Source organism: Planococcus sp. 11815, assembly GCF_051096385.1.
In the GTDB taxonomy this organism is placed as follows: domain Bacteria; phylum Bacillota; class Bacilli; order Bacillales_A; family Planococcaceae; genus Planococcus; species Planococcus citreus.
Genome location: NZ_CP096991.1, coordinates 767,835 through 794,168 on the forward strand (window position 1 = coordinate 767,835; position 26,334 = coordinate 794,168).

General features: G+C 50.4%; 22 protein-coding genes. 16 read left to right on the plus strand and 6 right to left on the minus strand.

Annotated features, from left to right (window positions below):
• Window positions 1-544 precede the first annotated feature (544 nt).
• The 3 genes from M1Q06_RS03910 (at window position 545) to M1Q06_RS03920 (ending at window position 3,397) form a co-directional block, all read left to right on the plus strand.
• Entirely contained in the window at window positions 545-1,948 is a 1,404-nt protein-coding gene (locus M1Q06_RS03910; protein WP_434401741.1) for an FAD-binding oxidoreductase, read from the plus strand.
• Window positions 1,945-2,940, plus strand: a complete 996-nt coding sequence (locus tag M1Q06_RS03915) for a bile acid:sodium symporter family protein (RefSeq protein WP_434401743.1) — start codon at window positions 1,945-1,947, stop codon at window positions 2,938-2,940. Before M1Q06_RS03910 ends, M1Q06_RS03915 begins: the two co-directional genes overlap by 4 nt.
• 124 nt (window positions 2,941-3,064) lie before the next feature.
• Window positions 3,065-3,397 carry a hypothetical protein gene (locus tag M1Q06_RS03920; RefSeq protein ID WP_434401745.1) on the plus strand — a complete coding sequence of 111 codons (333 nt, stop codon included), beginning with the start codon at window positions 3,065-3,067 and terminating at the stop codon, window positions 3,395-3,397.
• Window positions 3,398-3,423: 26 nt separating this feature from the next.
• Here the strand turns inward: M1Q06_RS03920 and arr are convergent, their stop codons facing one another.
• Entirely contained in the window at window positions 3,424-3,840 is a 417-nt protein-coding gene (gene arr / locus M1Q06_RS03925) for an NAD(+)--rifampin ADP-ribosyltransferase (protein WP_434401747.1), read from the minus strand.
• A 256-nt stretch (window positions 3,841-4,096) separates the two neighbouring features.
• Between arr and M1Q06_RS03930 the strand changes: the two genes are divergently transcribed.
• Entirely contained in the window at window positions 4,097-5,083 is a 987-nt protein-coding gene (locus M1Q06_RS03930) for an aldo/keto reductase (protein WP_434401749.1), read from the plus strand.
• A 168-nt stretch (window positions 5,084-5,251) separates the two neighbouring features.
• Window positions 5,252-5,734 (plus strand): hypothetical protein, encoded by a 483-nt coding sequence (locus tag M1Q06_RS03935; protein WP_434401751.1) that lies wholly within the window; start codon window positions 5,252-5,254, stop codon window positions 5,732-5,734.
• 76 nt (window positions 5,735-5,810) lie between these two features.
• Here M1Q06_RS03935 and M1Q06_RS03940 read toward each other — a convergent pair whose 3' ends face one another.
• Window positions 5,811-6,503 (minus strand): AIM24 family protein, encoded by a 693-nt coding sequence (locus M1Q06_RS03940; RefSeq protein WP_101805334.1) that lies wholly within the window; start codon window positions 6,501-6,503, stop codon window positions 5,811-5,813.
• Window positions 6,504-6,669: 166 nt separating this feature from the next.
• On the opposite strand from M1Q06_RS03940, the gene M1Q06_RS03945 reads away from it, so the two are divergent.
• The 11 genes from M1Q06_RS03945 (at window position 6,670) to M1Q06_RS03995 (ending at window position 21,185) form a co-directional block, all read left to right on the plus strand.
• Entirely contained in the window at window positions 6,670-7,245 is a 576-nt protein-coding gene (locus tag M1Q06_RS03945) for a TetR/AcrR family transcriptional regulator (protein ID WP_434401753.1), read from the plus strand.
• A gap of 76 nt (window positions 7,246-7,321) precedes the next feature.
• Window positions 7,322-10,471: a bifunctional cytochrome P450/NADPH--P450 reductase gene (locus tag M1Q06_RS03950; protein ID WP_434401755.1), complete on the plus strand. Its 3,150-nt coding sequence runs from the start codon at window positions 7,322-7,324 to the stop codon at window positions 10,469-10,471.
• Between the two features lie 121 nt (window positions 10,472-10,592).
• Entirely contained in the window at window positions 10,593-11,372 is a 780-nt protein-coding gene (gene nadX, locus M1Q06_RS03955; RefSeq protein WP_434401757.1) for an aspartate dehydrogenase, read from the plus strand.
• 418 nt (window positions 11,373-11,790) lie between these two features.
• Window positions 11,791-12,444 (plus strand): ABC transporter permease, encoded by a 654-nt coding sequence (locus M1Q06_RS03960; protein WP_434401759.1) that lies wholly within the window; start codon window positions 11,791-11,793, stop codon window positions 12,442-12,444.
• An 18-nt stretch (window positions 12,445-12,462) separates the two neighbouring features.
• Window positions 12,463-13,455, plus strand: coding sequence for an ABC transporter ATP-binding protein (locus tag M1Q06_RS03965; protein ID WP_434401761.1), 993 nt, complete (start codon window positions 12,463-12,465; stop codon window positions 13,453-13,455).
• A 4-nt stretch (window positions 13,456-13,459) separates the two neighbouring features.
• The gene (locus tag M1Q06_RS03970) at window positions 13,460-14,197 is read left to right on the plus strand and encodes an ABC transporter permease (protein ID WP_434401763.1); all 738 of its coding nucleotides are present in this window, start codon (window positions 13,460-13,462) and stop codon (window positions 14,195-14,197) included.
• Between the two features lie 28 nt (window positions 14,198-14,225).
• On the plus strand, window positions 14,226-15,128 hold the full coding sequence (locus M1Q06_RS03975; RefSeq protein WP_434401765.1) for a glycine betaine ABC transporter substrate-binding protein: 903 nt from the start codon (window positions 14,226-14,228) through the stop codon (window positions 15,126-15,128).
• 139 nt (window positions 15,129-15,267) lie between these two features.
• Window positions 15,268-16,152: a proline iminopeptidase-family hydrolase gene (locus tag M1Q06_RS03980; RefSeq protein WP_434401767.1), complete on the plus strand. Its 885-nt coding sequence runs from the start codon at window positions 15,268-15,270 to the stop codon at window positions 16,150-16,152.
• Window positions 16,153-16,258: 106 nt separating this feature from the next.
• Entirely contained in the window at window positions 16,259-16,939 is a 681-nt protein-coding gene (locus M1Q06_RS03985; RefSeq protein WP_434401769.1) for a serine/threonine protein kinase, read from the plus strand.
• Window positions 16,940-17,114: 175 nt separating this feature from the next.
• Window positions 17,115-18,800: a peptide ABC transporter substrate-binding protein gene (locus M1Q06_RS03990; protein ID WP_434401771.1), complete on the plus strand. Its 1,686-nt coding sequence runs from the start codon at window positions 17,115-17,117 to the stop codon at window positions 18,798-18,800.
• A gap of 297 nt (window positions 18,801-19,097) precedes the next feature.
• Window positions 19,098-21,185, plus strand: a complete 2,088-nt coding sequence (locus M1Q06_RS03995) for a GAF domain-containing sensor histidine kinase (protein WP_434401773.1) — start codon at window positions 19,098-19,100, stop codon at window positions 21,183-21,185.
• 202 nt (window positions 21,186-21,387) lie between these two features.
• Here the strand turns inward: M1Q06_RS03995 and M1Q06_RS04000 are convergent, their stop codons facing one another.
• From M1Q06_RS04000 to M1Q06_RS04015, 4 genes are all read right to left on the minus strand, one after another.
• Entirely contained in the window at window positions 21,388-23,061 is a 1,674-nt protein-coding gene (locus tag M1Q06_RS04000) for a DUF2207 domain-containing protein (protein ID WP_434401775.1), read from the minus strand.
• A 138-nt stretch (window positions 23,062-23,199) separates the two neighbouring features.
• Window positions 23,200-24,231, minus strand: coding sequence for a DUF4097 family beta strand repeat-containing protein (locus tag M1Q06_RS04005; RefSeq protein ID WP_434401777.1), 1,032 nt, complete (start codon window positions 24,229-24,231; stop codon window positions 23,200-23,202).
• Window positions 24,224-24,547, minus strand: a complete 324-nt coding sequence (locus tag M1Q06_RS04010; protein WP_058381572.1) for a PadR family transcriptional regulator — start codon at window positions 24,545-24,547, stop codon at window positions 24,224-24,226. Before M1Q06_RS04010 ends, M1Q06_RS04005 begins: the two co-directional genes overlap by 8 nt.
• Before the next feature lie 195 nt (window positions 24,548-24,742).
• Window positions 24,743-26,332: an ABC transporter substrate-binding protein gene (locus M1Q06_RS04015; RefSeq protein ID WP_434401779.1), complete on the minus strand. Its 1,590-nt coding sequence runs from the start codon at window positions 26,330-26,332 to the stop codon at window positions 24,743-24,745.
• Window positions 26,333-26,334 lie beyond the last annotated feature (2 nt).

A 26,334-nucleotide genomic window follows, 5' to 3' on the forward strand; every position in this document is an offset into this window, starting at 1 on the left:
ATGCAAAATGTCTGAAAATACACATTGTACTTTTCAGATTATTATGTATAATTGGTTTAATTGGTAGGACCAATTTTCGGAGGTATGAAGATGTATCGGTGTGTATGCATGCTGTTGTAAGACTTTTGGTAAGGCATCGCAATCGATATTCCACAAAACAGCTAGCTTTCCTGGGGGCTCGCGCTGAACTAATTCGGGCTAGACGCCCGAATGGATTTCAGCACTTCGTCGAAACGAAGTTGGAAAGCCACCTCCGTTTCTGCTCCCCAAGGAGTCTGCGCTGTTTTGCTCCATATCTAATAATTAGTATTTATTAAGAGTGGAAGGCGGTGACTCCTGCGGGAGCAGTGACGGAGCATTGCGACGGAGCGACATGAGTCTGTGCCCTGGCAGCTGGCTGCGCGACGTCCTGTCGCGCCAGCTGCATGACCCACATCCTGTGGGCCCGAAAGCGTCCGCCTGAAATGATCCAATAAGCTTTTCCCTATTATAATTTTGAAATTAAGTTTAAATAGTGTGAATAACCACAAAGGAGCGATATGAAATGGCAATTCCTCATCAGGAGAAAATCCTGCACAATTTGGCGGAGTTTCTTACAAGCGAACAAGTCAGCGTCAACGAGACGATCAAGGAGCTGCACGGCAGGGATGAATCCTATCATGCCATGCAATTGCCGGACATCGTCGTGTTTCCAGAAACGGCGGAGCAAGTATCGAAAATCATGAAGTTGTCCCAGCAATACGCGATTCCGATCGTCCCGTTCGGCCTCGGATCGAGCCTTGAAGGCCATGTCATCCCGGAACAGGGCGGCATCACCGTCGATTTTTCCTTGATGAATAAGGTGCTGCATGTCGATGCGGAAGATTTTCTCGTCACTGTCCAGCCGGGTGTCACCAGGACGCAATTGAATAAGGAATTGAAAAAACACGGATTGTTTTTCAGTGTCGACCCTGGGGCGGATGCGACCCTTGGCGGCATGGCGGCGACCAATGCGAGCGGCACAACATCCGTCAAATACGGCGTCATGCGTGACCAGGTGCGCGACCTTGAAGTGGTCATGGCGGACGGCACCATTATCCATACCGGCAATAAAGCGGCGAAATCGTCTTCCGGGCTTCATTTAAACGGCTTGTTCGTCGGCTCTGAAGGGACGCTTGGCTGCTTTACGGAAATGACCTTGAAAGTATACGGCATCCCAGAATTCGTTACGGCGGCTCGCGCTTCATTTCCAAGCGTGAAAGATGCGGTCGAAGCGGTCGTCTCGATCTTGCAAGCGGGCATTCCGATTGCCCGCGTCGAACTTGTCGATGAACAGTCGATGAGGCAAGTGAATGAATACAATGATACCGCTTACCTCGAGAAGCCGACTCTGTTCTTGGAGTTCCATGGCAACGAAGCTGGGCTCAAGCAAGATGTGGAGTTTATGGAAGAAATCGTCCAGGGGCATGCGTGCGAAGAAATCGCATTTGAGACTGATACGGCGGCGCGCAATCAATTATGGGAAGCACGCCATACTTTGGCCTATGCCTATATCCATGGCTATCCCGGCAAAAAGATGATGGTGACGGACGTTTGCCTGCCGATTTCAGAACTTGCAAACGCAGTCGGCCATGCACGGGAAAATCTGGAGGCGCTTGGGCTTCCGGGCGGCATCGTCGGCCATGTCGGCGACGGCAATTTCCATGCGCTCATCATGATGAATATGGAAGACCCTGATGAAGTGGCGCGTGCGCAGGAGTTTAACGGGCGCATCGTCGAGTACGCACTCGAGCGCGGAGGGACTTGTACAGGCGAACACGGCGTCGGGCTCGGCAAACAGAAATACCAACAGCAAGAACACGGAGCGGCACTTGAGGTCATGGAGAAAATCAAACGGGCGCTCGACCCGAACAATCTATTGAATCCCGGCAAAAACATTAAAGTGGAGACAAAGGAGACGATCAAATGAAAGTATTGCAATCATTGAGTGCCATCGCTGGAAAGTATTTTGCTGTGTGGGTCATCCTGGCCGCCTTGCTGGCGTTTTTCCTGCCTGAAGCCTTCGTCGGATTCGGTGCCTATATCACGATTCTGCTCGGTGTCGTCATGTTCGGGATGGGCTTAACGCTCAAGCCGGTGGATTTTAAAATCATCGCCAAAAGCCCGCTGCCGGTATTCGTCGGGGTAGCAGCGCAGTTTCTCGTCATGCCGCTTGCGGCCTTTGCCATCGCGTATGTCTTGAATCTGCCTCCTGAGCTTGCGGCAGGCCTCGTGCTTCTCGGCTGTGTGCCGGGCGGGACGGCATCGAACGTCATGGTCTATCTGGCAAAAGGCAATTTGGCCTTATCAGTCGCGATGACTTCCTTGTCGACTTTGATGGCGCCGATCATGACGCCGCTGCTTTTGCTATTGCTTGCAGGGCAATGGCTGCCGGTCGACCCTGTCTCGATGTTCACATCCATCATCCAAGTGATCATCCTGCCGATCGCACTCGGGATCTTAATCCAGCGCATCTTCCCGGCGGCGGTCGCAAAAAGCATCTCGGTCGTGCCGCTCATTTCGGTGGCAGCGATTCTCATCATCGTCTCCGCCGTTACTGCGGCCAATGCGCAAAACGTCATCAGCTCAGGATTCATCGTCTTCCTTGCGGTGTTCTTGCATAACGGATTCGGTTTGATGCTCGGTTACCTGGTCGCGATGCTCATGGGCCTCAGCGAAACAGACCGCCGCGCGATTTCACTCGAAGTGGGCATGCAGAACTCAGGGCTAGGTGTTGCCTTGGCCACCGCCCACTTCAGCCCGCTCGCTGCGCTGCCAAGCGTATGGGGCGCGATCTGGCACAATATTTCCGGGCCGATCTTGGCGACGATCTGGTCGAAAAAACCAGCCACTGCACCGGATAAACAAAACCCGGAACTGGCCTCGCGAGTCAAACCGGCGGTAGATTCCGGATCCAAATAAGTGAATGCTATGTATGCGAAAACCACCCGTCACTTGGGTGGTTTTTTGCATGAAGGAGAATGAAACGCAAGTGGCGAAATTTACCAGGTGGAAGATCATCATACGAAAAAGTGAGTGAGACATTGTGGAATTCAAATTGGGAAATGGCACGCTAATGCTGCCGGAGCTGCACATCACAGTGATGGCGATCATCATTATTTACTTGCTGGCCAAATGGAGCAAGGAGTTGGAAACCGGCCGCATTAAAATCTGCATCTATTTTCTAGTTGCCGCCTATGTCATGCCGGTTCTTTCATACAGCACTTTAGAGTACGACTTCCAGCTATGGATTCCGGCCGGCTTCCTAGTGGTGTTCTTTTATATTTACCGGAAAGAACGGTACCATCCCGCTAAAATGAAGGCCAGTGTGCTTGGTCTGTTCGTGGCGATATACCAAATCGCTGGCCATATGTTTTAAAGCCCAGCCGGCGTTTTGAAAAGAGTTCAATCAATAATGGTTGCTTTGCCTTGTTCGCGAAGCGATTTCAGCGAGTCGAGCATATGCTTGATCTGCTCGTCGCTATGGCGTTCCCAGGAAGCGAGTTCCGCCACGATCTTCAATGGTTCTTTGGAGCGGTAGGAGCGTGTCGGGTTCCCGGGAAAGCGCTTGTCGGTCAAATTCGGGTCGTTTTCGAATGTGCCTGTCGGTTCGACAATGTAGATCCGTTCGGGCAAATCCGTGGCGGCGAGTTCCGCGCCCCATTTCGCCGCGTCGAGTGTGGCGGTGAAATAGATGTAATTGGATTTCTTGTCCTGGAAGTTGGAAGGATTCTGAGATTCCAGCAAGTCCCCGACTGCCAGTTGTGCTTTCGTTCCGTGGAAGAAGGGGCCAAGGTCCAAAACTTCTGTCGATTCATTCATCGTGTTGCCTCCCATTTTCAGTTTGATATCCTGAGTATAGGGCAGCCGTTTCCGAAAAAGTAGTCTGCAAATACATTTTTCTTTCAGGTATAATAATAGGAGAGAGTAACGCGCATAGCCCGGTTTTTCATGTCCGACCATGAGAAATCGGGCTATTTTCATGCCTGCCGATAACTGGGATTTCATTCGTTTAACGGCTTCCTCAACGGGTACACATGGGTATATGTTTTAACTATTAAAGAAGAGGTGTTCACGAATGAAAAATGATGTGACAATCAAACATAAACTTGGGCTCGGAACAGCGCCGCTCGGCAATATGTTCCGGGACGTGCCGGAAGACGAAGCGATGGCGACCATCGAATCTGTCTGGAACGAAGGCATCCGTTATTTCGACACGGCGCCGTTTTACGGGGCAGGGCTTGCGGAGCTGCGGCTCGGCGAGATTTTGCCTTCCTACAAGCGCGATGACTATTTGTTGAGCACAAAAGTCGGCCGCATCGTCTTGGACGAGGAAGAAGAAAAAGAAGGGCTGTTCGAATTCGGCCGCAAAAATAAAATCCAGACCGATTACACGGAATCGGGCACGCTGCGTTCGATTGAAGACAGCTTGAAGCGCTTGAAAACAGACCGCTTGGATATGGTCTATGTGCACGATATCTCCCCGGACTTTCTTGGCGATGAATGGGTCACGAAGTTCGATGAAGCACGAACAGGGGCTTTTAAAGTGCTCGATCGCTTAAGAGACGAAGGCGTTATCAAAGCATGGGGCCTTGGGGTCAATACGACCACGCCGATCGAAGTCGCACTCGAACTCGAAGAAGCGCACCCTGATTTGAGCTTGTCCGCGACGCAGTATACTTTGCTGCAGCATGAACGCGCACTTGAGCGCATGATGCCGCTTGCCGAGAAAACAGAAGGCGGCCTAGTCATCGGCTCGGCGTTCAACTCCGGCGCTTTGCTTGGCGGCGATCATTTCGATTATGCAGAAATCACGCCAGAAATCAAACAGCGGGTGGCGCGTTTCAACGAAGTTGCCCAAAACCACGGCGTGCATTTGAAAGACGCCGCGCTGCAATTTTCAACGGCGCATCCTGCGGTCAAAGCAGTCGTCACCGGTTCCACGCGGCCAGACCGCATCAAGGAAGACTTGGCTGCACTGAAAGCTGACATCCCGTCTGCCTTCTGGGACGAACTCGTCGACAAAGGCCTCGTTTCTCCGAAAGCCGTATTGCCGAAAAAATAGTAATAGAGAACGACAAAAGGTTCCGGTCAGCAGACCGGAACCTTTTATTGTGGATGCAACAGCAGTTTGTGCAAGAAGCCTCATTAATTGCCGGATTAGCATATCTTTAATTTTACAAATTTACCATTTGCTATACTATAGACTAAGGATAAGAACTGGAGGGTCAACATGAAAGCTTCGGCTGCAATATCGATAACGGCATCTTTACTGATCGTCATCGCCACCTTGGCTGGCTGTGGTACTGTCGGGGAAAGCCCAGAAACTCTCGCGATCGAACACCGCGGGGAATACGAAGGGGTACTCGTTTCAAGCACTTATACTTCGGCCAAAACCGCAGGCTATGAAGAAACGTTCATCGAAGGGCCGGAAAAAGCCGATGAACTGATCGACCGGTTGAATGGAGAAGAGCTGATTCAAGCGAGTGAAGCGGAACTGCAAGAAAGGGCCGATCTGCTCGAGCAGCCTGGCAGCTACCGGATGATGCTTTACAATATGCCGGCAGCCAATCGCATGGACGAGCATATGTATTTGATTCACTTTTACAAAGACGGAACGATTCAACTGGATCAAGAAGGTGTCACGTATTTCGTCTATAATCCTCCAGAGGATTTGCTTTCACAATTGAAACAACAATGGAATATCGGCTTTTAGCATAAAACAAACTGCCCCGCGGCGATTAGAGCAAAGTCTAATCGCTGCGGGGCAGTATTTAGTAGGTGATATGTCGTCAGCCTTGTGGCGCGTGATAGATTTCCTCGAATGGCTGGACGACGACAAAGCCATTTCCGGAGAATTTCATCTGTACGGATTCTCCGCTGCCTCTGCCAAAAAAGCTTTTCAACTGCACGTCGGTGACGAAATCCGGTTCCAAATTGCCCGACCAAGCAACAGTCGCGTTCGGGTCGGTGAACACTGGCGTATCCGGCGTGACGAGCAAAGTGAGCGGCTCGTAATGGGAAGTGAACGCGACGAGTCCGTGGCCTTCTAAGCGGACATTGAACAATCCGCCCGCCATCATTCCGGCGACGCGGCGCATCAATTTGATGTCCCAGTCGAGCCCGTCCTGAAACGCGAGCAAGTCGTTGCCGTTGATGAAAATGCTTTCGCCTTCAAGATCTAAAATAGTGATTTTCTTGCCGCTGTCCGCGACGTAAAGTTTGCCTTGGCCGTTCGCTTTCATCAACTGGGCGCCTTCTCCGCTGAGCGCTTTTTTGACAAATTTCCCGAGTCCGTGCTCGAGCATGCCTTCACGCTCGAATTTGATATTGCCTTCATAGGAAATCATCGAGCCCGCCTTGGCCCATACTTGGCCATTCAAATTCACTTCGAGCAGGCGGTCAGTTTCAAGTTCGAAAAAATCGCGCGCGCTTTCTTCCTGTTTCGTTTGCTGGACAAATTGCTTGATGGAATACTTCGACATGAATGATTCCTCCTTTAACTGGATACTATGCTATACGGACAGCCAGCGAAATCGTTTCATTTTGGCGACATCCACTTTCGGGTTATTCGTTGATTTTCAAGGAGGGAAGGAGTAAACTATCGGAGAATGAATGTTCATTCCGCAACAAAAGGAGGAATTTTTCCAGATGCCGACATCCACCACTAAACGAGATGATATTCTCGACAGCGCGCTGACCTTGTTTGCCGAACGCGGCTTTGATGCCACGACCATCCCGATGATCGCGACCGATGCAAAAGTCGGGGCGGGGACGATTTACCGTTATTTCGCCAATAAAGAAGTGCTCGTCAACACCTTGTTCCAGCATTATGTGACCTTGTTCAAGGAGGCGCTGGAGAAAGACTATCCTGAGGGAGCGGGCATTCGTGAGCAATTCCATCATTTATTCCAAGGGATGATCCGCTTTACGAACGAGCACGATCATGCTTTGTATTTCATTAAAACCCATACATCCGCTTATTTTCTGGACGCCGAAAGCCGTGAGCAATTCAGCCATTTACTAATGATCCTCGAAAATTTCTTCGAGGCAGGAAAACAGCAAGGGCAGATCCGTGAGCTTCCGTCCAAGGCGCTCATCGCCATTATCTTCGGCGGCTTTTTGCAACTCTATCAATTGATCCGTGCAGGGGAACTTGAAGCCTCGGCGGAACTACTGGCAGGCGTCGAGGAAAGCTGCTGGGATGCTGTGCGTCATCATTCGTGATGATGCCAGTTTTTTTCTCATTTTATAGGAATGAATATTCATTCCGTTTTTAATTTTACAGAAGAGGTGCTAATCCATGATTGAAATGAAAAACCTTCCACAACCGAAATCCTACGGCCCGCTTGGCAATTTGCCATTGATCGATAAAGAAAAGCCGGTGCAATCGTTCATGCAGCAAGCGCGTGAACTTGGGCCGATCTATCAATTCCATTTTCCGGGACGTGCCAGCACGTTTGTATCGAGTGCGGAACTGGCCGCGGAAATCTGTGACGAGACGCGCTTTGATAAAAAGATCGGGCCGGCTCTCCAGAAAGTCCGCGCATTTGGAGGAGACGGTTTGTTCACGAGCGGAACCGAAGAGCCGAACTGGAAGAAAGCCCATAATATCCTGTTGCCGAGCTTTAGTCAGCAAGCGATGAAAGGCTATCACGAGAAAATGATCGATCTCGCGTCGCAATTGGTGCAGAAATGGGCACGTCTCAATCCGAACGAAGAAATCGATGTGCCGGATGATATGACGCGGTTGACGCTTGATACGATCGGCCTGTGCGGGTTCAATTACCGCTTCAATAGCTTTTACCGTGAGGATTCTCATCCGTTCATCGAGAAGATGGTGCGTGCTTTGGATGAATCGATGAGCCAGACGCAGCGTCTTGGCATCCAGGACAAATTGATGGTGCGCTCGAAGCAGCAATTCAAGGAAGACATCGATTATATGTTTAACTTGGTTGACGAATTGATCGCAGAACGCAAGGAAGCGGGAGACCAGGGAGAAGATGATTTGCTGGCGCATATGCTGAAAGGGAAAGACCCGGAAACCGGGGAGTCCTTGGATGATGAGAACATCCGCTTCCAGATCATCACGTTCTTGATTGCCGGACACGAAACGACGAGCGGCTTATTGTCATTCGCGATCCAGTATCTCTTGAAGCATCCGGAAAAACTTGAAAAAGCTTATGCCGAAGTGGACGAAGTGCTTGGTGATGCGACGCCTTCATTCAAGCAAGTGAAGCAATTGAAATACGTGCGCATGATTTTGAATGAAGCGCTGCGACTGTGGCCGACCGCACCGGCATTTTCCGTCTATGCGAAAGAAGATACGACGCTTGCCGGCAAGTATGAAGTCGAAAAAGGTGAAGCGTTCACTTTACTCATTCCGGAACTCCACCGCGATAAAAGCGTTTGGGGACAAGACGCAGAAAGTTTCCGGCCGGAGCGCTTCGAAGACATCTCGAAAATCCCTCATCATGCATACAAGCCGTTCGGCAACGGACAGCGCGCATGCATCGGCCAGCAATTTGCGCTTCACGAAGCGGTTCTCGTGCTCGGCATGGTGCTGCAGCATTTCGAACTGATCGACCATACCGATTATCAACTTGAAGTGAAAGAAACTTTGACCTTCAAACCGGACGGATTGACGATGAAAGTGAAACCGAGACGAAAAGTACAGATGTTCCAAGCGCCAGTTGCGGAAGAGCCAGAACAAGCGCCGGAAGCCGAGCAAGCCATCGATTCGCACGGCACGCCGCTATTGGTGCTTTACGGATCCAACCTTGGGACAGCACAAGGCGTCGCCCGGGAGCTCTCGGAAACGGCACGTTTTAAAGGCTTTGAGTCACAAGTAGCTGCGCTCGATGACTATGCCGGCAACCTGCCAACACAAGGGGCGGTCGTCATCGTATCGGCTTCGTATAACGGAAACCCGCCGGACAATGCGGTGCGCTTTATGGAATGGCTGGCCATGGCCGATTCCACTGAAGGCGTCACATACAGCGTCTTCGGCTGCGGAGACCGCAACTGGGCAACGACCTATCAGCGCGTGCCGAGCATCATCGATGAACAGCTGTCGGCAGCAGGCGCCACGCAGCTCATCGGCCGCGGCGAAGGCGATGCCAGCGAAGATTTTGACGGGGAGCTGGAAAAATGGCAGCAAGCCCTATGGCCAGCACTCGCCGAACGTTTCGGGCTCGACTTGGAAACGAACGCACAAGCAACCACCCAGTTGACGATGGAATTCATCAGCGGCGTCAGCCATACCCCATCAGCGCGCGCATACGATGCGTTCACGGCAATGATTGCCGGTAATGAAGAACTATTGAAGACAGCGGAACGTAGCACACGCCATATCGAGATCCAGTTGCCTGAAGGGGCAGCGTATCAAGAAGGCGACCATCTCGGCGTGCTGCCGGAGAATTCCAAGGAATTGGTGGAGCGGGTGTTGACGCGTTTCGGCCTAAAAGGTGAAGAGCATGTAGTTTTGGAAGGAAGCTCTGGACGCGCGAACCATTTGCCGACCGGCCAGCCGGTCCAGCTCGAACAATTGCTTGCAAGCTATGTCGAGTTGCAGGAACCGGCGACACGCGCGCAGCTACGCGAACTCGCGAAAAGCAATCCATGCCCGCCACATAAACAGGAGCTTGAACAATTGGTGGAAGACGAGACCTATAAACGGGAAGTGTTAGCGAAGCGTTTGACGATGCTTGAATTGCTGGAACGCTTTATGTCGTGCGAGATGGAATTTGAGCACTTTTTGGCTTTATTGCCGGCATTGAAAGCCCGCTACTACTCGATCTCGAGCTCACCGCGTGTCTCATCCAGCAAAGCGAGCATCACGGTCAGCGTCGTGAAAGGCGACGCGTGGAGCGGTACGGGTGAATACGAAGGCGTCGCTTCCAATTATTTGGCGAAGCGCGTGGTGGGAGATAAAATCGCTTCCTTTATCCGCACGCCTCAAACTGCTTTCCAATTGCCGGAAAACCCGGAAACACCGCTCGTCATGGTAGGCCCAGGCACCGGCATCGCACCGTTCCGCGGCTTTATCCAAGCACGAAAAGTGTTGAAAGAACAAGGAGCCACACTCGGTGCCGCGCAACTGTATTTCGGCTGCCGCCATGCACAAGAGGATTACTTATATGAAGAAGAGTTGAAGCAAGCCGAGCAGCTTGGCTTGATCGAATTGCATAGCGCCTTCTCGAGACAGCAGCAAGAGAAAGTTTATGTGCAGCACTTGATGGAACAGAACGCACAGGAAATTCTTGGGCTGTTGGAACAGGGCGGACATCTGTATATTTGCGGAGATGGCGGCAAGATGGCGCCAGCCGTAGAGGAAAGTCTGATTCTAAGCTATCAGGAACTGAGAGGCGCGACGCGTGAACAAGCGCTGGCGTGGCTCGGTGAACTTGAACAATCCGGCCGTTTTGCGAAAGACGTTTGGTCGGCTTCCTAAAAATGAATCATTTGAGATAATGAAATGCCACCTTCCATGAAATCAGTCGATTTCGAAGGTGGTATTTTTCTATTTAGGGGTAAAGAAACATAAGGTGATTTTCAAGGAGGGAGGAATACTAATGAACATCGGCATCATCGGAACCGGCAATATCGCGACCTACTTGCTCGAACAGGTGAACGACAAACGCATGGCGGATGGGCGCATCACTGCTGTGTTTGGCCGCAACGTGGAAGCCGGAACGCGTTTAAAAGAACGTTTTGGCATGGAGTTTTACACCGACCTCGACGAATTTCTATCAACCTCGGTCGATACGGTCGTGGAAGCTGTGACAGTGGATGCGGCGAGGCTGTTTTTGAAACAAGTGGCCGAACGCAAAAAAGACCTCATCGTTAGCAGTATCGGGGTGTTCAAAGACTTCGCGTTCCTGGATGGACTGACGAATCTTGCGGAAACGAACGGCACACAAGTCTATCTGCCGTCCGGTGCGATCGGCGGTTTGGACGTCTTGCAATCGGCAAGGGCACTCGGTGGATTGGAATCTGTCCGGCTGACGACGCGGAAATCGCCGATGTCACTCGGGATGGAGACGGACCGTGAACAAGTGCTGTTTGACGGGACGGCGTTTGATGCGGTGGGCGAATTTCCGAAGAACATCAACGTCGCTTTGGTGCTTGCGATTGCGGGCATTGGGGTGCATGAGACGAAAGTGCGCATCATCGTCGATCCGAAGATTGAGCGCAATACGCATACGATCGAGGCACAAGGGGATTTCGGCAAGATGCAGCTGCAAGTCGAGAACAACCCGATGGCAGCGAATCCGAAAACGAGTTTACTGGCTGCACTCAGCATTCTGTCGGTGCTGCAGAATAAAGGCCATGCGCTGCGGATTGGAAGCTGACCCAAGGGCAAGAATATTATTCTTATCAAAATAACAGCGAGCCAGCTGCTTGATTAACCATCAATAGCTGGCTTGCTTTTTTTATTCATGGATAGACAATAACGAAAGGCTATTTTTCAACGGAAAATAATGGGGCGCTAATCGATTTTTCGCCGTTCTCTAGCACCTCCAATCTTCAGCGAATCGCGAAAAATACTATAGAAATCATTTTATTAGAAAAATACATGTTATGCTTGTAGAGGATGAAAAGGGAGTCATGGAGAATGTTGTGCATTTTCTTTGCTCTTCGTGACGTCCTTTTGTCCTGCGCAATTAGGGCAGGAAGAGGGATTCGGCGTGTGCTTGCACGCTTTAGTAAAGGAATGGCCGAGTCGCCGTTCCATTCATTTTTTTCTATTAACAGAAGGGAGGTGTTTCAATGGGAAATTGGGGCAGGTTTCTTGAGGTCAATTCGTCCCGTATTTTAGAGCTGACGATTGACCATGCGATACTGGTATCGTTGGCGATTGCCGTCGCGCTATTGATCGGCATTCCGCTTGGCATTTATTTAACGACGAACCAATACCTGGCAGACACAGTTCTTCAGATGGCTTCGATTACATTGACGATCCCGAGCATTGCGCTGTTCGGCGTGATGATTCCGATCTTTTCCTTGATCAACCAGGGAATCGGGTTTGTGCCGGCTTTTGTGGCGCTCGTGCTGTACTCACAGCTGCCGATTATCCGCAATACATATACAGGCATCAAGAACGTCAATCCGGAAATGCGCGATGCAGCAATCGGCATGGGCATGAAAACGCATCAGCGCTTGTTGCGTGTCGAAATCCCGAATGCTTTGCCGGTCATCATGGCAGGGGTTCGGACAGCGGTCGTCATGAATATCGGAATCGCAGTCATCGCCGCGTATATCGGCGCCGGCGGCCTTGGCGTACTCATTACGCAAGGCATCAGCAGAGGCGATAATTACTTGATCATCAGTGGATCCATTGCGGTGGCGATCTTGGCGATCATTGCAGATTCCATTCTTTTATTGATCCAAAAACGGTTTACGAAAAAAGCGATAGCCGATTAACTGCAAAGAGGTGAGTAGATGATTTCATTTAACCATGTAACGAAAAAATACAGTGAAGAGATGACCGCGATCAGCGATGTCGATTTCACGGTGGAAGAAGGCAAGATCGTAGTGCTGCTCGGCCCTTCCGGCTGCGGTAAAACGACATTGCTGCGGATGGTCAATCGCTTGGAATCCATTTCACAAGGCGAGATCGTCATCAACGGTGAAAACTCCCAAGATCTGGACCCGATCGAATTAAGAAGAAAAATCGGCTATGTCATCCAGAGCAATGGATTGTTTCCGAATATGACGATCGAAGAAAACGTCATGCTCGTTCCCGATCTTCTTGGATGGAGCAAAAAAGACAAGCGCGAACGTTTCAGCTATTTGATGAAGCTGATCGGCTTGGATGCCAAGGATTATGGCAATCGCTACCCGCACGAATTGTCAGGCGGCCAACAACAGCGCATCGGTGTCGTCCGTGCACTGGCAGCCGATCCGCCGGTCATGCTGATGGACGAACCGTTCGGCGCGCTTGACCCGATCATTCGCGACAAGATCCAGGAAGAGTTCCTGCAGATCCAACGCGAAGTGAAAAAGACCATCCTGTTCGTCAGCCACGATATCGACGAAGCGATTAAAATGGCGGATAAGATCCTGTTGCTGCGCGACGGGAAAATCATGCAATTCGATACGCCTTCCGAAATGCTGGCGCATCCGAAAAACGAATTCGTTTCCCAGTTCTTCGGCAAGGACCGTGCGATCAAAAGCTTGAGCTTGCACACGGTCGAAAATTTGCGGGAAGTCATCGGGCTTGGGCCGGTGGATGAATCCATACAAGATACGAAAACGATCCATGTCCACCAGGATCTGCGCAACACCTTATCGATGCTGTTGAATCAGGAAGCCGACCAGGTCATTGTCACCGATGAACAAGGCGAAAATATCGGGACGATCACCATCGACCTGGTCCAGAAATATTTGCATTTTGAAATCAAAGGGAAAATGTCCGCCTCCCAGGAAGGGTGATCCGGTGAAACGAAAAAAATTGATAGGCAATATAGTCAGATACAGTTTATACGCAGCGGTCGCCGCTTTTTTCATCTGGGCGGTCTCGAATAATTATTTCGGCTACATCTTCACGCAGTCGGAGACATTCCTGGTGCTGTTGCGGCAACATATCGTTCTCGTGCTGGTGTCTTCCGTGCTCGCCATCTTGATCGCGGTACCGGCGGGAATCCTCATCACACGTCCGAAATTCAAAAAAGCGGAATGGGTCGTATCCAATATCGCCAACTTGGGGCAGACGATCCCGAGCCTTGCCGTTTTGGCGCTGATGATCAGCGTGCTCGGCATCGGCTTTCAAACTGCCGTGTTCGCCTTGTTCATTTATTCGATCCTGCCGATTTTTCGAAACACCGTGGCAGGCCTCGATTCGATCGATAAGAACATGATCGATGCGGCGAAAGGGATGGGGATGAAACCCCATCAAATCCTGTTTCGCATCGAGCTTCCGAACTCCGCCTACTCGATCCTCGCGGGCATCCGGACAGCCGTCGTCTTGAACATCGGCACAGCCGCTCTTGCTTATGTGGTCGGGGCTGGCGGGCTGGGCGTCTGGATTTTCACGGGCATCAATTTATTCGATAACGGCTTTTTGATCTCCGGCGCGATCCCAGTCACCTTATTGGCGATTTTGGCGGATTACATCTTGCGTAAAATCGAGTATGTGGTGGTGCCGAAGGGGTCAAGGCGTATTGAGAAAGCATAGCGATAGCGAATAGGAGGAATCAGAAGTTGTGGGCAATCTACTTAAATTAATCCCTTTGCTGATCATCATGCTGATCTTGTCCGCCTGTTCGGGTGTGGCAGGAAAAGAAGTGACGGTTGGGGGCAAAAACTTCACCGAACAATACATCTTGTCGGAAATGACCGCGTTCTTACTGGTCGAAGAAGGATTCAAAGTCAATCAAATGAACAATCTCGGAAGCAGCGTGGTCCGTTCCGCACTCGTTAACGGCCAAGTGGACATGATGTGGGAATATACAGGGACGGCGCTCATCACCTATATGGGTGAAGAATCGATTGCCGATCCGGAAGCGGCTTTCCAGAAAGTGAAAGAAATCGACAGTGAAAACGGTATCCACTGGATGAATATGTCGGAAGTCAATAACACTTACGCGCTCGTCATGAGAAGCGAGCAGGCGAGTGAACTTGGAATCGAATCGATCAGCGATCTTGCCGGTTACATCAATGAAAATCCAGGAGAGTTGTCGATGGCATCCGATGCCGAATTCGCCAACCGTTCCGACGGCTTGCCGGGCGTTGAAGACACATACGATTTTGAATTTGGCTCCGGCCAGGTCAACCAAATGGATCTAGGCTTGACGCAGCGCTCTCTAAATAATGAACAAGTGGACGTGTCGGTCGCTTTTGAAACCGACGCCACTATCCGCAGCTACGATTTGATCGTGCTGGAAGACGACGAACAATTCTTCCCGCCTTATCGGGCAGCGGTGACAATCAACGAGGACGTACACGAAGAATACCCGGAAATTGAAGAAATCACTTCGCGCTTGGCGGAAAACCTTAACAGCGATATCATGCGGGAACTGAATTATCTGGTCGACGTTGAAGGCCAGAGCGTTTCGGTCGTCGCTTATGATTGGCTCGTGGAAAATGGATTTCTAGAAGAAGAATAAGGTCCATCAATTAAAACAAAGCAGAAACCGCCATTCCTTTTCGGGATGGCGGTTTTGCTTATGGGGACATGAAAATAAAGGGGATTTTGCATTGATGGAGAAATGCTTGTTAACAGGCTAAAAGGAGGCTCAAGCATTTATGGAACATGTCAAAGAAGGGTTCATTCCCGTGACTGGGGGCAAAGTATGGTACCGCATTACAGGCAAAGGCCCTGGTATTCCGCTCTTGCTATTGCACGGCGGACCGGGAATGAAAAGCAGCGATAGCGACCCGCTGCAACAACTAGGGGCAGAGCGGCCGGTCATCCAATACGACCAGTTGGGCTGCGGAAAATCGGAGCGGCCGGAAGATGCGTCTCTTTGGACAGTGGACCGCTACGTCGAAGAGCTCGTGCAAGTGATCCAAGCGCTCGAACTGGAAGAAATTCATCTTCTGGGCCATTCCTGGGGGACGATGCTCGCCGCGTCTTATTTATTTACAAAACCACCAGGCGTGCGCAGTGTCATATTCTCGGGGCCTGCACTCGATGCACAGCGCTGGGAGCGGGACCAGCGCGCTTATTTGAAGCAATTTCCGGAGCAGGTGCAAAAGACGATCGTGCAGAGTGAACAGCAAGGGACAACCGATTCCGAAGATTACAGGGAAGCTGTGATGAAATACTATAAAACCCATATGTGCCGCGTCGACCCATGGCCACAGGAGTTGTCGGAAGATCTCGATCAACTGAACCCGAGTGTCTACAACTATATGTGGGGGGCATCGGAATTCACGGTCACCGGCACCTTGAAGCATTTCGACGCGACGGAGCGCCTGCAGGAAATCGCTATTCCGGCTTTGTTTACTTGCGGCCGGTACGATGAAGCGACACCATCTGCGACTGAATATTACGCGAGCCTCGTCCAGGATGCGGAATTTCATGTGTTTGAAAACAGTTCACACATGCCGGCGATCGAAGAACCCGGTGCTTACCTGGAAACCGTACGCGAATGGGTCAATCGCCAGGAAATGAAGCCGGGTGCGTAAAAGGGAAAATTGGAGAACTGATGCTATGATAAAGACGAACCGCCAACACATGGGCGGTTCGTTATTTCAATAGAACAAACCGTGAACGATCAGAGGAGAGATGGGCATGAATGAAGATCAATGGCAACTGGCGGCGCAAGCTTTGTCGGCTGTCACCGTGACAGCGCATCCTGATAATGAACCCGTGACAATCGTGGGAATGGCAGATAGCTTCCGCTGCATCGGCGTCGGGACGGATGCGGCCGTGTTCCAATCCGAAAACTTCCCCGAATATGCATTCAAGGTATACGCAGAAGGCAAAAAGGATAAGCTCGAAGCTGAGGCACAAGTATATGAACAAATCGGCCAATCTGTTTATTTCTCGACTTGCTATGGAAGAAATGAGCGCATGCTTGTGCTGAAATTCGAGCAAGGCCCAACTTTATTCGATTGCCTGCTGCAAGGTATTTACGTGCCTGAACAGGCCATTGTGGATGTGGAAAAAGCGCGCGACTATATTCGTGAAATCGGCTTGAATCCCCGGGATATCCATTTGAAAAACATCATTTTGCAGGACGGGCGCGCAAAGCTGCTCGATGTGTCCGAATACATCAAGCCCGGCAATGATTTCCGCTGGGAGCATTTGAAAAAAGCGTACCAGGAATATTACCCGATCATCGACGGCAAACCGGTGCCATTCTGGCTGCTCGACACGATCCGCAAATGGTACCACCATTGGAACCGCTATTCTGCCTCGTTTGAAGAATTCATGCGTATTGTATCCAAGCAAATAAACTACCGCAAATAATTTTAGCGAACAACAGACTTTCCGGCTCTTGGAAATCCTGTTGTTTTTTTGAAATAAATAACTGATAATACCAACTCTATTAAATTCAAAATTTTATATATTTTTCAAGAAAATTGTTATTTGTATATAATAGGAGGGGAAATGAACTAGAGCAATAGACTTAGGAGGCTTCATAATGACTAAACGAAATAAAGCTTGGGCTTTGGTGACGACGGCCAGTTTGGCTGCGATGCTTACAGCTTGCAGCGGGGATCAGGAATCGGCATCTGATACGGAAAGTGAAGCTGGGCATGGAGAACTGGACAGTGTCCAGGAGCTGCGCTTAACGACAGGGTCTGGAATTCCGACGATGGATTCCGTATTGGCGGACGATGCGGTATCGTTCACAATGTTGAACAATACCGGCGAAGGGCTCTATCGCCTAGATCAACAGAACACGGCCATACCGGCGATGGCTTCGGCCGAGCCTGAAATCAGCGAAGACGGATTGACCCATACATTCAAGCTGCGCGATGCGAACTGGTCTGACGGCTCACCTGTGACGGCGCATGATTTTGTCTTTGCGTGGCAGCGAGCAGCCGATCCGGAAACAGGCTCGACTTATGGTCCATATATGATGGCGGGAACGATCAAGAATGCCGCTGCGATTGCAGAAGGCAAGCTGGACAAGTCGGAACTCGGCATTACCGCACAAGACGACCAAACGCTCGTCGTATCACTTGAACGCCCGATTCCTTATTTCTTGTCCTTGATGGCGTTCGGTACGTTTTATCCACAGAAGGAAGCCTACGTCACTGAACTTGGAGATCAATACGCCGTGGATTCAGAAAATCTGTTGTCGAACGGGCCGTTCGTTTTGGCGAACTGGGATGCAACTGCAGCATCGTGGGAGCTGGAGAAAAACCCTGAATATTGGGATGCGGAAACGGTGAAATTAGATGAGGTCGAATTTAATATCGTCCCGGATCCAGGGACCGGTGTTAATTTATATGAGACAGGGGAAGCGGACCGTGCCGGCTTGGCAGGCGAATTTGCGATGCAATACGCAGAGGATGAAGAGGTCGTGCGCGTTTTGAAGCCGTCTGTCTATTATTTGCAATTCAATCAGGAGCGCGAAGGCGAATCGACGCCGCTTGCTAACCCGAAATTGCGCAAAGCCTTGTCACTGTCTTTCAACAAACAGGATTTGGCTGATGTGGTCCTTGCCAACGGATCGATTCCGGCAGATTTCTTGGTCCCGACAGAATTCACGTTCGATGCAAACAATGAAGATTTCCGCCAGCTCAATGGAGATATGATGGAATTCAATGCTGAGGAAGCGAAAGACTTATGGGCAGAAGGCTTGGAGGAAGAAGGGCTGACGGAAGTGAGCTTGGAGTACTTGAGCGGCGATACGGAACTTTCGAAAAAGATCGATGCCTATATGAAAGACCAAATGGAAGGCAATCTGGAAGGCTTGACGCTTGAGATGAGCCAAGTACCGTTCAATGTCCTGCTCGATAAAAACGAAGCACAGGATTACGATATCCAAAGCACAGGCTGGGGCCCGGATTTCCAGGACCCGATCACATTCCTTGATTTGTTCGCGACCGAATCGCCTCAAAACACAATGGCATATTCCAATGAACAAGTGGATGAATTGCTGGAACAGGCAAACGGCGAACTTGCCCTGAAACCGGAAGAGCGCTGGCAAGCGTTAGCTGAAGTGGAGAAAATCCTCGTTGAAGAAGATGCGGCCATTGCCAATATGTATCAGTTCGGCAGCATGGCGCTGCAAAAACCATATGTGCACGATGTCATCACACATCCGTTCACGGGTGATTTCAGCTATAAATGGGCGTATATCGCAGGAAGAGAATAATGAAAAGGAGGACGGCGGCTGCCATCCTCCTTTTTTAGATTGTCGCGAAAGCTTTCACCTTCTATCGGCATTCATTTCAAGCCAGGCTAGTTCCCAAGCAAGTGGACTTGACTTTAGGTATTCATTATTTAAAAGGGGAAAAATTACAATAAACATTTATTAACAAATAAAACGGTTGTAACCAAAACAATATAGTAATATTGTAGACAGATGAACAGAGTGATCCGGAAAGAAATTTTTAATAGATAGTGGCAGATGAACTCCAACGATCAGTTGGCGGGAATGGAGAGTTATTGTATGGTGAATGATCAATCGCGGTATTCGAGGCTTGCGAACATCACACGCATTGTTAATATGAAACTGGATTTGCATGAAGTTCTGCAGCAAGTCACAATGGCCATTTCGGAGGAAATTGTCCGGTGCGATTCTGTTGGGATCTTTTTGCCGGAAGGCGATGGCACTTACCGTGGCTTTGCGGGAAAACCGGAGATGATGAGCGGCGTAACACTGCAGTCACAAATTATCGATCCGAAAACTGACCCACTGGCAGCGGAATTAATAGAGAAAAGAAAAACCATCTACATAGCGGATACGTCGACAGATAATCGGCCGAATTTGACGCCGGTGGGAGCTTTCCGAATCAATTCCTTATTGGCGCTGCCGATTTCCTCTGAAAAGGAATTCATTGGCATGGTGTTCCTGTTCAATTACGGCATACCGATGAATTTAACGCCATCAGAGATTGAAAGCGTTGAAGCTTACGTAAACATGGCAGCCGTCGCGATCCAAAACGCGAAAGCCCTCAATCAAAAGGAGAAGTTGTTGATGGAAAAGCAACTATTGCTCGACCTCACCCGAGAGTTGTCTTTTTGTTCGACGATTCGGGCAAGCTTGAACGTGTGCTTCGATTATTTGAAACGGGCAGTTGGCACCGGGGATTTTGCCGCACATATCATCAAGCCGTCGAGCGCGAAAGGCAGCACGCCAATTAGGTTTCACGTAGCGGGTGAGGTGGCCGAACAGGACTGGCATGAACATCTTGCCAAAAAGGGCTTAACCGATAATTATGAAGAGCTGATCAAGCGGGCTCTATCAAAGAAAGAGCCAATCCGGGCCGATATGGGTGGTCGCGGGGAACTGCTGCTTCTTCCAATGGTTTCCATGGGGAAAGTGCATGGCATCGTTTCTGCGTCATGTGCTTGTGTGGGGGTGAAAAAGGCTATTGATTTGCAGGTTTCGTTCGCGCAATCCATTATCGATGCCACTGCCCCGGTGTTTTCGAATTTATTGTATATGGATCAATTGGAAGGCATGGTCGAAGAGCGGACGCGTGAGTTGTATGCTGCGAACAAACGGGTCAACAGCGTGATTGAAAGTATCACGGATGGTTTTTTTGTGCTCAATAAAGACTGGGAATACACCTATGTCAACAAGCATCATTTTTTTCCGGGAGGGAAAAAAGTGGAGGAAGTGCTTGGCAAGAACATTTGGGAGGTGTTTCCGCAAACTGTGGGAACCATCACCTATACCGAGTTCCATCGAGCCATGAATGACCGGATGACAGTCCGCTTTGAAACTCAATCCGATGTGCATGATTTTTGGTTTGAAATTACCGCCTATCCGTTTGATGACGGCATATGCTGTATGTTGAAAGACATCAAAGAGAAAAAGAAATACGAAAAAGAATTGAAAAGGCTCGCCAATATGGATCTGATCGGCCAGATGGCAGCAGGGATCAGCCACGAAATCCGCAATCCGATGACAACGGTACGCGGCTTCCTGCAATTGATGTTAAGCAACGAGCAATTAGAGCCGCACGCCTCCCATTTCAATTTGATGATCGGTGAATTGGACCGGGCGAATGCGATCATCACTGAATTTCTATCGGTCGGTAATACGCAGACTTCCGATATGAAAATGATGAGCTTGAATACCATTCTCGAGGACATTTCCCCGTTGATTAAAATCGATACGTCCAATCAGAACAAACAAATCCGCATTTACACACAGGAAGTGCCGGAATTGATGTTGAATCATAATGAAATCCGGCAATTGATCATCAATTTATATCGCAATGGGCTTGAAGCGATGGGGGAAGGGCAGACTCTGACCATCGGCACCTATCCGGAAAACGAAAACTTCGTGGTGCTGGCAGTTCAGGATCAGGGCAGCGGCATCGATCCTGCCATCATCGAAAAAATCGGCACGCCTTTCTATACGACAAAAGACGAAGGCACGGGCCTTGGGCTGGGTATCTGTTACGCTGTGGCAGCTCGCCATAATGCGACGATCACTATCGAGACAGGACCCGAAGGCACCATCTTTTTCACGAAGTTTCCGGTCGAACAGGAGCCGGATGGAAAGCTTCCAACTCATCGCGACTGACCTCACCCCTCCATAAAGAAAATTCATCATTCAAAGCAAGGGGATTCTCCAGGCTGTCGAGAAAGCTCGGCAGCTTTTTTGTGCTCCATTCCAACCGGGCACGTTCCGCTTTTGTTCATAACATCAAGAATGACCTGTGTTTCTCAATAGATTGGAAAAGGAGGATGGCAGCTGCCATCCTCCTTTTGCGTTAGCTATCATTTTAAAACGCGCCCGATCCGCCACCACCACCGCCGACTCCGCCTCCAGTTCCGGCCATTCCGCCGCCGCTTGCGCTGGCGCTCGAACTGGTCGTGGTGCTGGCCGAGACGAATACGGCCGTCATGAGGATTGGGTTCATCGCGAAGCCAGAGACATCGTTTGCCGGCTCAGCAGCTGTGAAGGCATTGGCTTTTCGCTCGGCCGTTTTCTGGTCGCTGCCGAGCAAGTAAGCGTAAGCACGCTGCTTTTCGTCCATAGTCAGCCGTTCCCATTGCTCGGTCGGCAATTGTTCCATAGCGTTTTTCATGCTGCGCCATTCATAGCGCACGCCGTGGCCTTCGCGCGTAATCGGCGAATAGCCGATCGCAAATCCGAGAGCGAGCATCGCAAGCGCAATAGAGGCTGCCATCCATGGCAATAATCCGTAAATGCCCGACACGATGGCGAGGCCGATGAAGACCGCGCTCATGATGCCGACCGCCCAGCGCAGGCCGATATGTTTTTCGTAAAAGTCTTGAGCCAACACTTCGGCTCTCACTTCTTTATTCCACTCGGCGGTCGCTGCATTGTAATCTTCGTGATTGCTTTCATTTTTCGTATAAATTTCGACTTGTTCCAGCGTGAACTCCTGGCCATCCCCGATCGTATCGAACAATAGCCCAATCAATACTGCTTCATGCGGGTGGTCGGTACTGCGGTCGGCCAGTTCGAAATGTTCTTCCGAGAGTTGGCGAATCTTGCCTTTTCTCATCAAATCCAAAATCGCCGCTGACATGCCGTTCGCCGCTACATAGCTCGGGTTCGTAAAATGAAGCAGGGCGGGAATGCTCATTGAGCCTTCAGGTACGAAAAATTCATAAGTGCCGCTTTGGACACTTCGTTTACGTCTCGACGCCTTCAGCCAAGAAAATAGCACGAGCCCGATGAGAAGCGCGCCAAGTATCACGATGGCGGGAATCCCAGCCGATTTCGCGATTTGTTGGTTGCGGGCGAACGCTGCTGCCTCGTTTTCGAGTTCTTCACGGTCATCCGCGAGCTCATCGCGCACCGTACCGTCTTGCGCTGTGACACCAGGGAACAATTCTGGTTCAAAAATTGCGCGGATATCTGCATTTTTTTCGGATGGCACATTGCCTAAATCGAAAACCGCGGTGCCGTCTTCCGTAACGTTCGAGGTATCAAACGCCTCGCCGTATCCAAGCGCTTCGGTTTCTGTTGCCGGGGCAGGCGGGATGACTGTAATCGTCATATCGCCGTACTCGCTTTCGTTGGTTGCATCAAAGAACGGCCAGTAAAACTCGGCGCCGTCTTCAAACTTCTCGACAGCCCCGACGATCCGGTAGTTCAGTTCGACTTGGATCGAATCGCCGTCATTGCCCGAGCGGTAGATTTTGTACAGGCCGTCTTCGGCTTCCACTTCCAGATCCCGACGGCTGTCGCTTGCCGTGAAATCCTCGATCGACGTTCCTTCTTTTGGAATCAAGCTTCTCGTGATGCCATTAAACTCATCTTCGAATTCATACGTGAATTGTTCCGTGACATCTGCCGTACCGTCTTCATTCAACTGGGCTTCGATCTGCACTTCCGTAATATCGAAATCAACTGCAAACGCCTGGACCGGGACGAGCAGCAAGAAAATGAACAAAACGAATGCCAACACTTTTTTGTTCTTCACGATTCATCACCTCTTGTATAGCAGTACGGATGAGAAGGGAGAAGGTTTCATATCAGGACGCAGCCGGTTGGATGAAATGAAAAACCAGGCGGGGAAGAAGTTCCCTGCCTGGTTTCCATTCGTGCATCAATCGCTTATTCAATTAACTAATTCAACCGTGATGCTGCCATTATCCGACTGCAAATCCACCGCATTCTCTCCGCTGCCGAAGACGCTGTGTCGGTTTTTTATGCCGAATACGGAAACGGTTCCCCAATCGACATTCGCGCGGATTGTCGCATTTTTTGGCTGCGCCTGGGTCTCGACCGAGATGGCGCCATTGTCGGTTTCGAGGCTGATTGTGCGGTCAAGGTCCGCAGTCGACAAGCGAATGCGCCCGTTGTCGGTTTTCGCGCGGACATTGCCTTTGATGTCTTTCAAGTCGATGGCGCCGTTATCCGTTGACGCATGGAGTTCATCTGCCTGGATGTCCCGCAGCTGGAGCTGTCCGTTGTCGGTGCCGACTTTCAGTTTCTTTGCCTGTACATGTGCCAATTTGATATCGCCGTTGTCCGATTCGACATTCGCTTGGTCCGCCGTGATGTGCGTAAGCTCGATGCGGCCGTTATCGGTTTCGATGGACAACTGGCGGCTGTCGAGTCGCTCGCCAGTGATCATGCCGTGGTCGGAATCGATTTGGATTTTGTCATACAGTTTCTTTGGCAAGCGGACGTCTAGCTTCGGTGATTTCATGCTGCCGGTAAAGCTGAAGATGCCCCATTTTCTTGGCTCTTCTTTCAAGGTGATGACGAGCGTCCGGTTGAGGATATCGACATTCAGCTGCTGGCGGTAGCTTTTATCGGTGATGTCGGCATGCATCTTGCCGTCTTCTGAAGGAGCAATCGTCAGTATGCCATTATCGATTTGGATATCGACTTGATCGAATTTATCTTCTGTCAGTTCATTCGCCGCCGCACTAATATCGCTTTGATTGAAATCAAACGACTCGATCAGTTCATCGGCAATTTCCTGCGGCGAGCCGAGTTCATCGGCGATTTCGCTATCGGTTTTGCCATCTGCCTGGCCGTTCGCAAAATACTCGCGGATGTCTTGGAGAATATCGTTCTGTTCTTCTTTCGGCAATCGTTTCAACGCTGTTTCAAGTTCTTGCAAAAATTGGTTTTCAGTCATTTTGCACACCCTCTTCAATTAGTTGGTTGACCCCATCCGTGAAACTTTTCCATTCTTCGAGCTGTTCCTGTAAATACGTCCGGCCGAGTTCGGTGAGCGAGTAATATTTCCGAGGCGGGCCTTCGCTTGATTCCTGCAAGTAAGTGGTGAAATAGCCTTCTTTTGTGAGCCGCCGCAGCAGGGGATAGACGGCGCCTTCCGAGATGGCGATGCGGCTCGAGATTTTCTGGACGAGTTCATAGCCGTAGCGGTCTTGTTTATCCAACAACACCAGGACACATAAATTCAACACGCCTTTTTTAAACTGGATGTTCATCTGGGTTTCCTCCTTTCCTAGCTAGTGTTTTATAAACAGTAGTGATTAATGAATAATATATCATCTAGTATTGTTCAATGCAAGGTACTGAACAGAATTAATTGAAAATTATTTTTTCTTTGCTCAAATAGCTGTCTATAAACATAAAAAAGCTGGCTCCCATTATGTAGAAAGGGGAGCCAGCTGGTAAGGCAATTATTCAAAGTCGATTTCCAAAGTCATGACGCGTCCTGTCGGGTGCGGGTCAAAGCCGGTGATATTGTCTTTGCCGGCAAGCGATGGGGACGTATGGACGAGCGGGATGATCGGTGGATCTTCGTGCAGGATGACTTGCGCTTCACGGTATAATTCATTGCGCTCTTCCTGGTCAGTGATGATCCGCGCTTGGTCCAATAAGGCGTTCAGTTCCGGGTTATCGTATTGCGTCGAGTTGGTCGAACCGACATTGTCACCGTGCAAAAGCGTATAGATGAAATTGTCCGCATCGCCGTTCATGCCGGTCCAGCCGAGCAGGAACGTATCGGCTTCACCATTAATCGCTTTTTCGATATACGTTGCCCATTCAAACGTGACGATTTCTGCATCGACGCCGATATCGGCAAAATTGGACTGGAGATATTCAGCGACCTTGGCGCCGTCTGGCATATACGGGCGCGATACCGGCATCGCGTAGAGTTCCATGCTGAATCCGTCGGGGAGCCCAGCTTCAGCCAGCAATTCTTTCGCCCGTTCCGGATCGTAAGCGTACGGTTCGATATCATCGTTGTAGCCTTCAACAGCAGGCGGGATGACGTTTTTCGCCGGAATCGCCCCTTCGCCGAAGAATGCTTCGACCAGCGCTTCTTTATTCACCGCATGGCTAAGCGCCTGGCGGACGAGTGGGTCGTCGAACGGTTCATGCGTCAATGTCATGCCGAGGTAGCCAAGGTTGAGAGGGGGACGGGAATAAAGCTCGAGCCCAGCTTCTTCTTCAATCTGCTCATGGGATTCGGAATCCAAACCGGCGACCAGATCCACTTCGCCGCTCAGTAAAGCATTGAGACGGGAAGAATTGTCCGGGATTGTGCGGAAAATGATTTCCTCCAGCTTCGGCAGTCCATCGACCCAGTAATCGTCGTTTTTTTCCAGGGCGATCCGCTCATTCGGCAACCACTCCTGGAACGTAAACGGACCGGTGCCTACCGGATTGCTTCTACAATCATCTCCGGACTCTTCAATCGCTGCGGGGCTGGAAATTGACAGAGGCGTCAGCGCCAAATCTTTTAAAAGCGTTGGCTGCGGCCGGTTTAATTGAATTTCGACCGTGAATTCGTCGACGGCCGTGACGGATTCGATATTATGGACTTCGTCGCCTGCATAGCCGCCGAATACTGTGCCGTACATCGGGAAGCTGTCACCGCTTCCGTTCATCCAGCGATTGAAGTTAAAGGCGACGGCGTCTGCATTAAAATCTGTTCCGTCGTGGAATTTCACGCCTTCACGGAGCGTAAAGGTATGGGTCAGCCCATCGTCTGATTCCTGCCATTCGGTCGCAAGCATAGGTTCGACAGTCGTCCCGCCTTCCGCGAAAGTCGTCAATGTTTCGAGTATGCTTTGCGCAACATTCTCGGATTCGTTATCCGTCACTTCAGAAGGATCGAGCGAGACCGCATCGCCGCCGCGTGCGAAAATGAGCGTATCTTGTTCAGCCGATTGTTCGCTTCCGGAATCACCGCCGGAACAGGCCATTAAGAGAAGGGGGGACATAATCAACAGGGCAAGCATTTTCGTGGATCGTTTAATCATTG

Excerpts from the sequence above, each read along its gene's own strand:
- M1Q06_RS03940 (WP_101805334.1), bottom strand. The coding sequence starts at position 6,503 with ATGTCGAAGTATTCCATCAAGCAATTTGTCCAGCAAACGAAACAGGAA.
- M1Q06_RS04015 (WP_434401779.1), bottom strand. The coding sequence starts at position 26,332 with ATGATTAAACGATCCACGAAAATGCTTGCCCTGTTGATTATGTCCCCC.
- M1Q06_RS04005 (WP_434401777.1), bottom strand. The coding sequence starts at position 24,231 with ATGACTGAAAACCAATTTTTGCAAGAACTTGAAACAGCGTTGAAACGA.
- M1Q06_RS04010 (WP_058381572.1), bottom strand. The coding sequence starts at position 24,547 with ATGAACATCCAGTTTAAAAAAGGCGTGTTGAATTTATGTGTCCTGGTG.
- nadX (WP_434401757.1), top strand. The coding sequence starts at position 10,593 with ATGAACATCGGCATCATCGGAACCGGCAATATCGCGACCTACTTGCTC.
- M1Q06_RS03985 (WP_434401769.1), top strand. The coding sequence starts at position 16,259 with ATGAATGAAGATCAATGGCAACTGGCGGCGCAAGCTTTGTCGGCTGTC.
- M1Q06_RS03935 (WP_434401751.1), top strand. The coding sequence starts at position 5,252 with ATGAAAGCTTCGGCTGCAATATCGATAACGGCATCTTTACTGATCGTC.
- M1Q06_RS03915 (WP_434401743.1), top strand. The coding sequence starts at position 1,945 with ATGAAAGTATTGCAATCATTGAGTGCCATCGCTGGAAAGTATTTTGCT.
- M1Q06_RS03950 (WP_434401755.1), top strand. The coding sequence starts at position 7,322 with ATGATTGAAATGAAAAACCTTCCACAACCGAAATCCTACGGCCCGCTT.
- M1Q06_RS03930 (WP_434401749.1), top strand. The coding sequence starts at position 4,097 with ATGAAAAATGATGTGACAATCAAACATAAACTTGGGCTCGGAACAGCG.
- M1Q06_RS03995 (WP_434401773.1), top strand. The coding sequence starts at position 19,098 with ATGGTGAATGATCAATCGCGGTATTCGAGGCTTGCGAACATCACACGC.
- M1Q06_RS03910 (WP_434401741.1), top strand. The coding sequence starts at position 545 with ATGGCAATTCCTCATCAGGAGAAAATCCTGCACAATTTGGCGGAGTTT.
- M1Q06_RS03990 (WP_434401771.1), top strand. The coding sequence starts at position 17,115 with ATGACTAAACGAAATAAAGCTTGGGCTTTGGTGACGACGGCCAGTTTG.
- M1Q06_RS03945 (WP_434401753.1), top strand. The coding sequence starts at position 6,670 with ATGCCGACATCCACCACTAAACGAGATGATATTCTCGACAGCGCGCTG.
- arr (WP_434401747.1), bottom strand. The coding sequence starts at position 3,840 with ATGAATGAATCGACAGAAGTTTTGGACCTTGGCCCCTTCTTCCACGGA.
- M1Q06_RS03965 (WP_434401761.1), top strand. The coding sequence starts at position 12,463 with ATGATTTCATTTAACCATGTAACGAAAAAATACAGTGAAGAGATGACC.
- M1Q06_RS03960 (WP_434401759.1), top strand. The coding sequence starts at position 11,791 with ATGGGAAATTGGGGCAGGTTTCTTGAGGTCAATTCGTCCCGTATTTTA.
- M1Q06_RS03980 (WP_434401767.1), top strand. The coding sequence starts at position 15,268 with ATGGAACATGTCAAAGAAGGGTTCATTCCCGTGACTGGGGGCAAAGTA.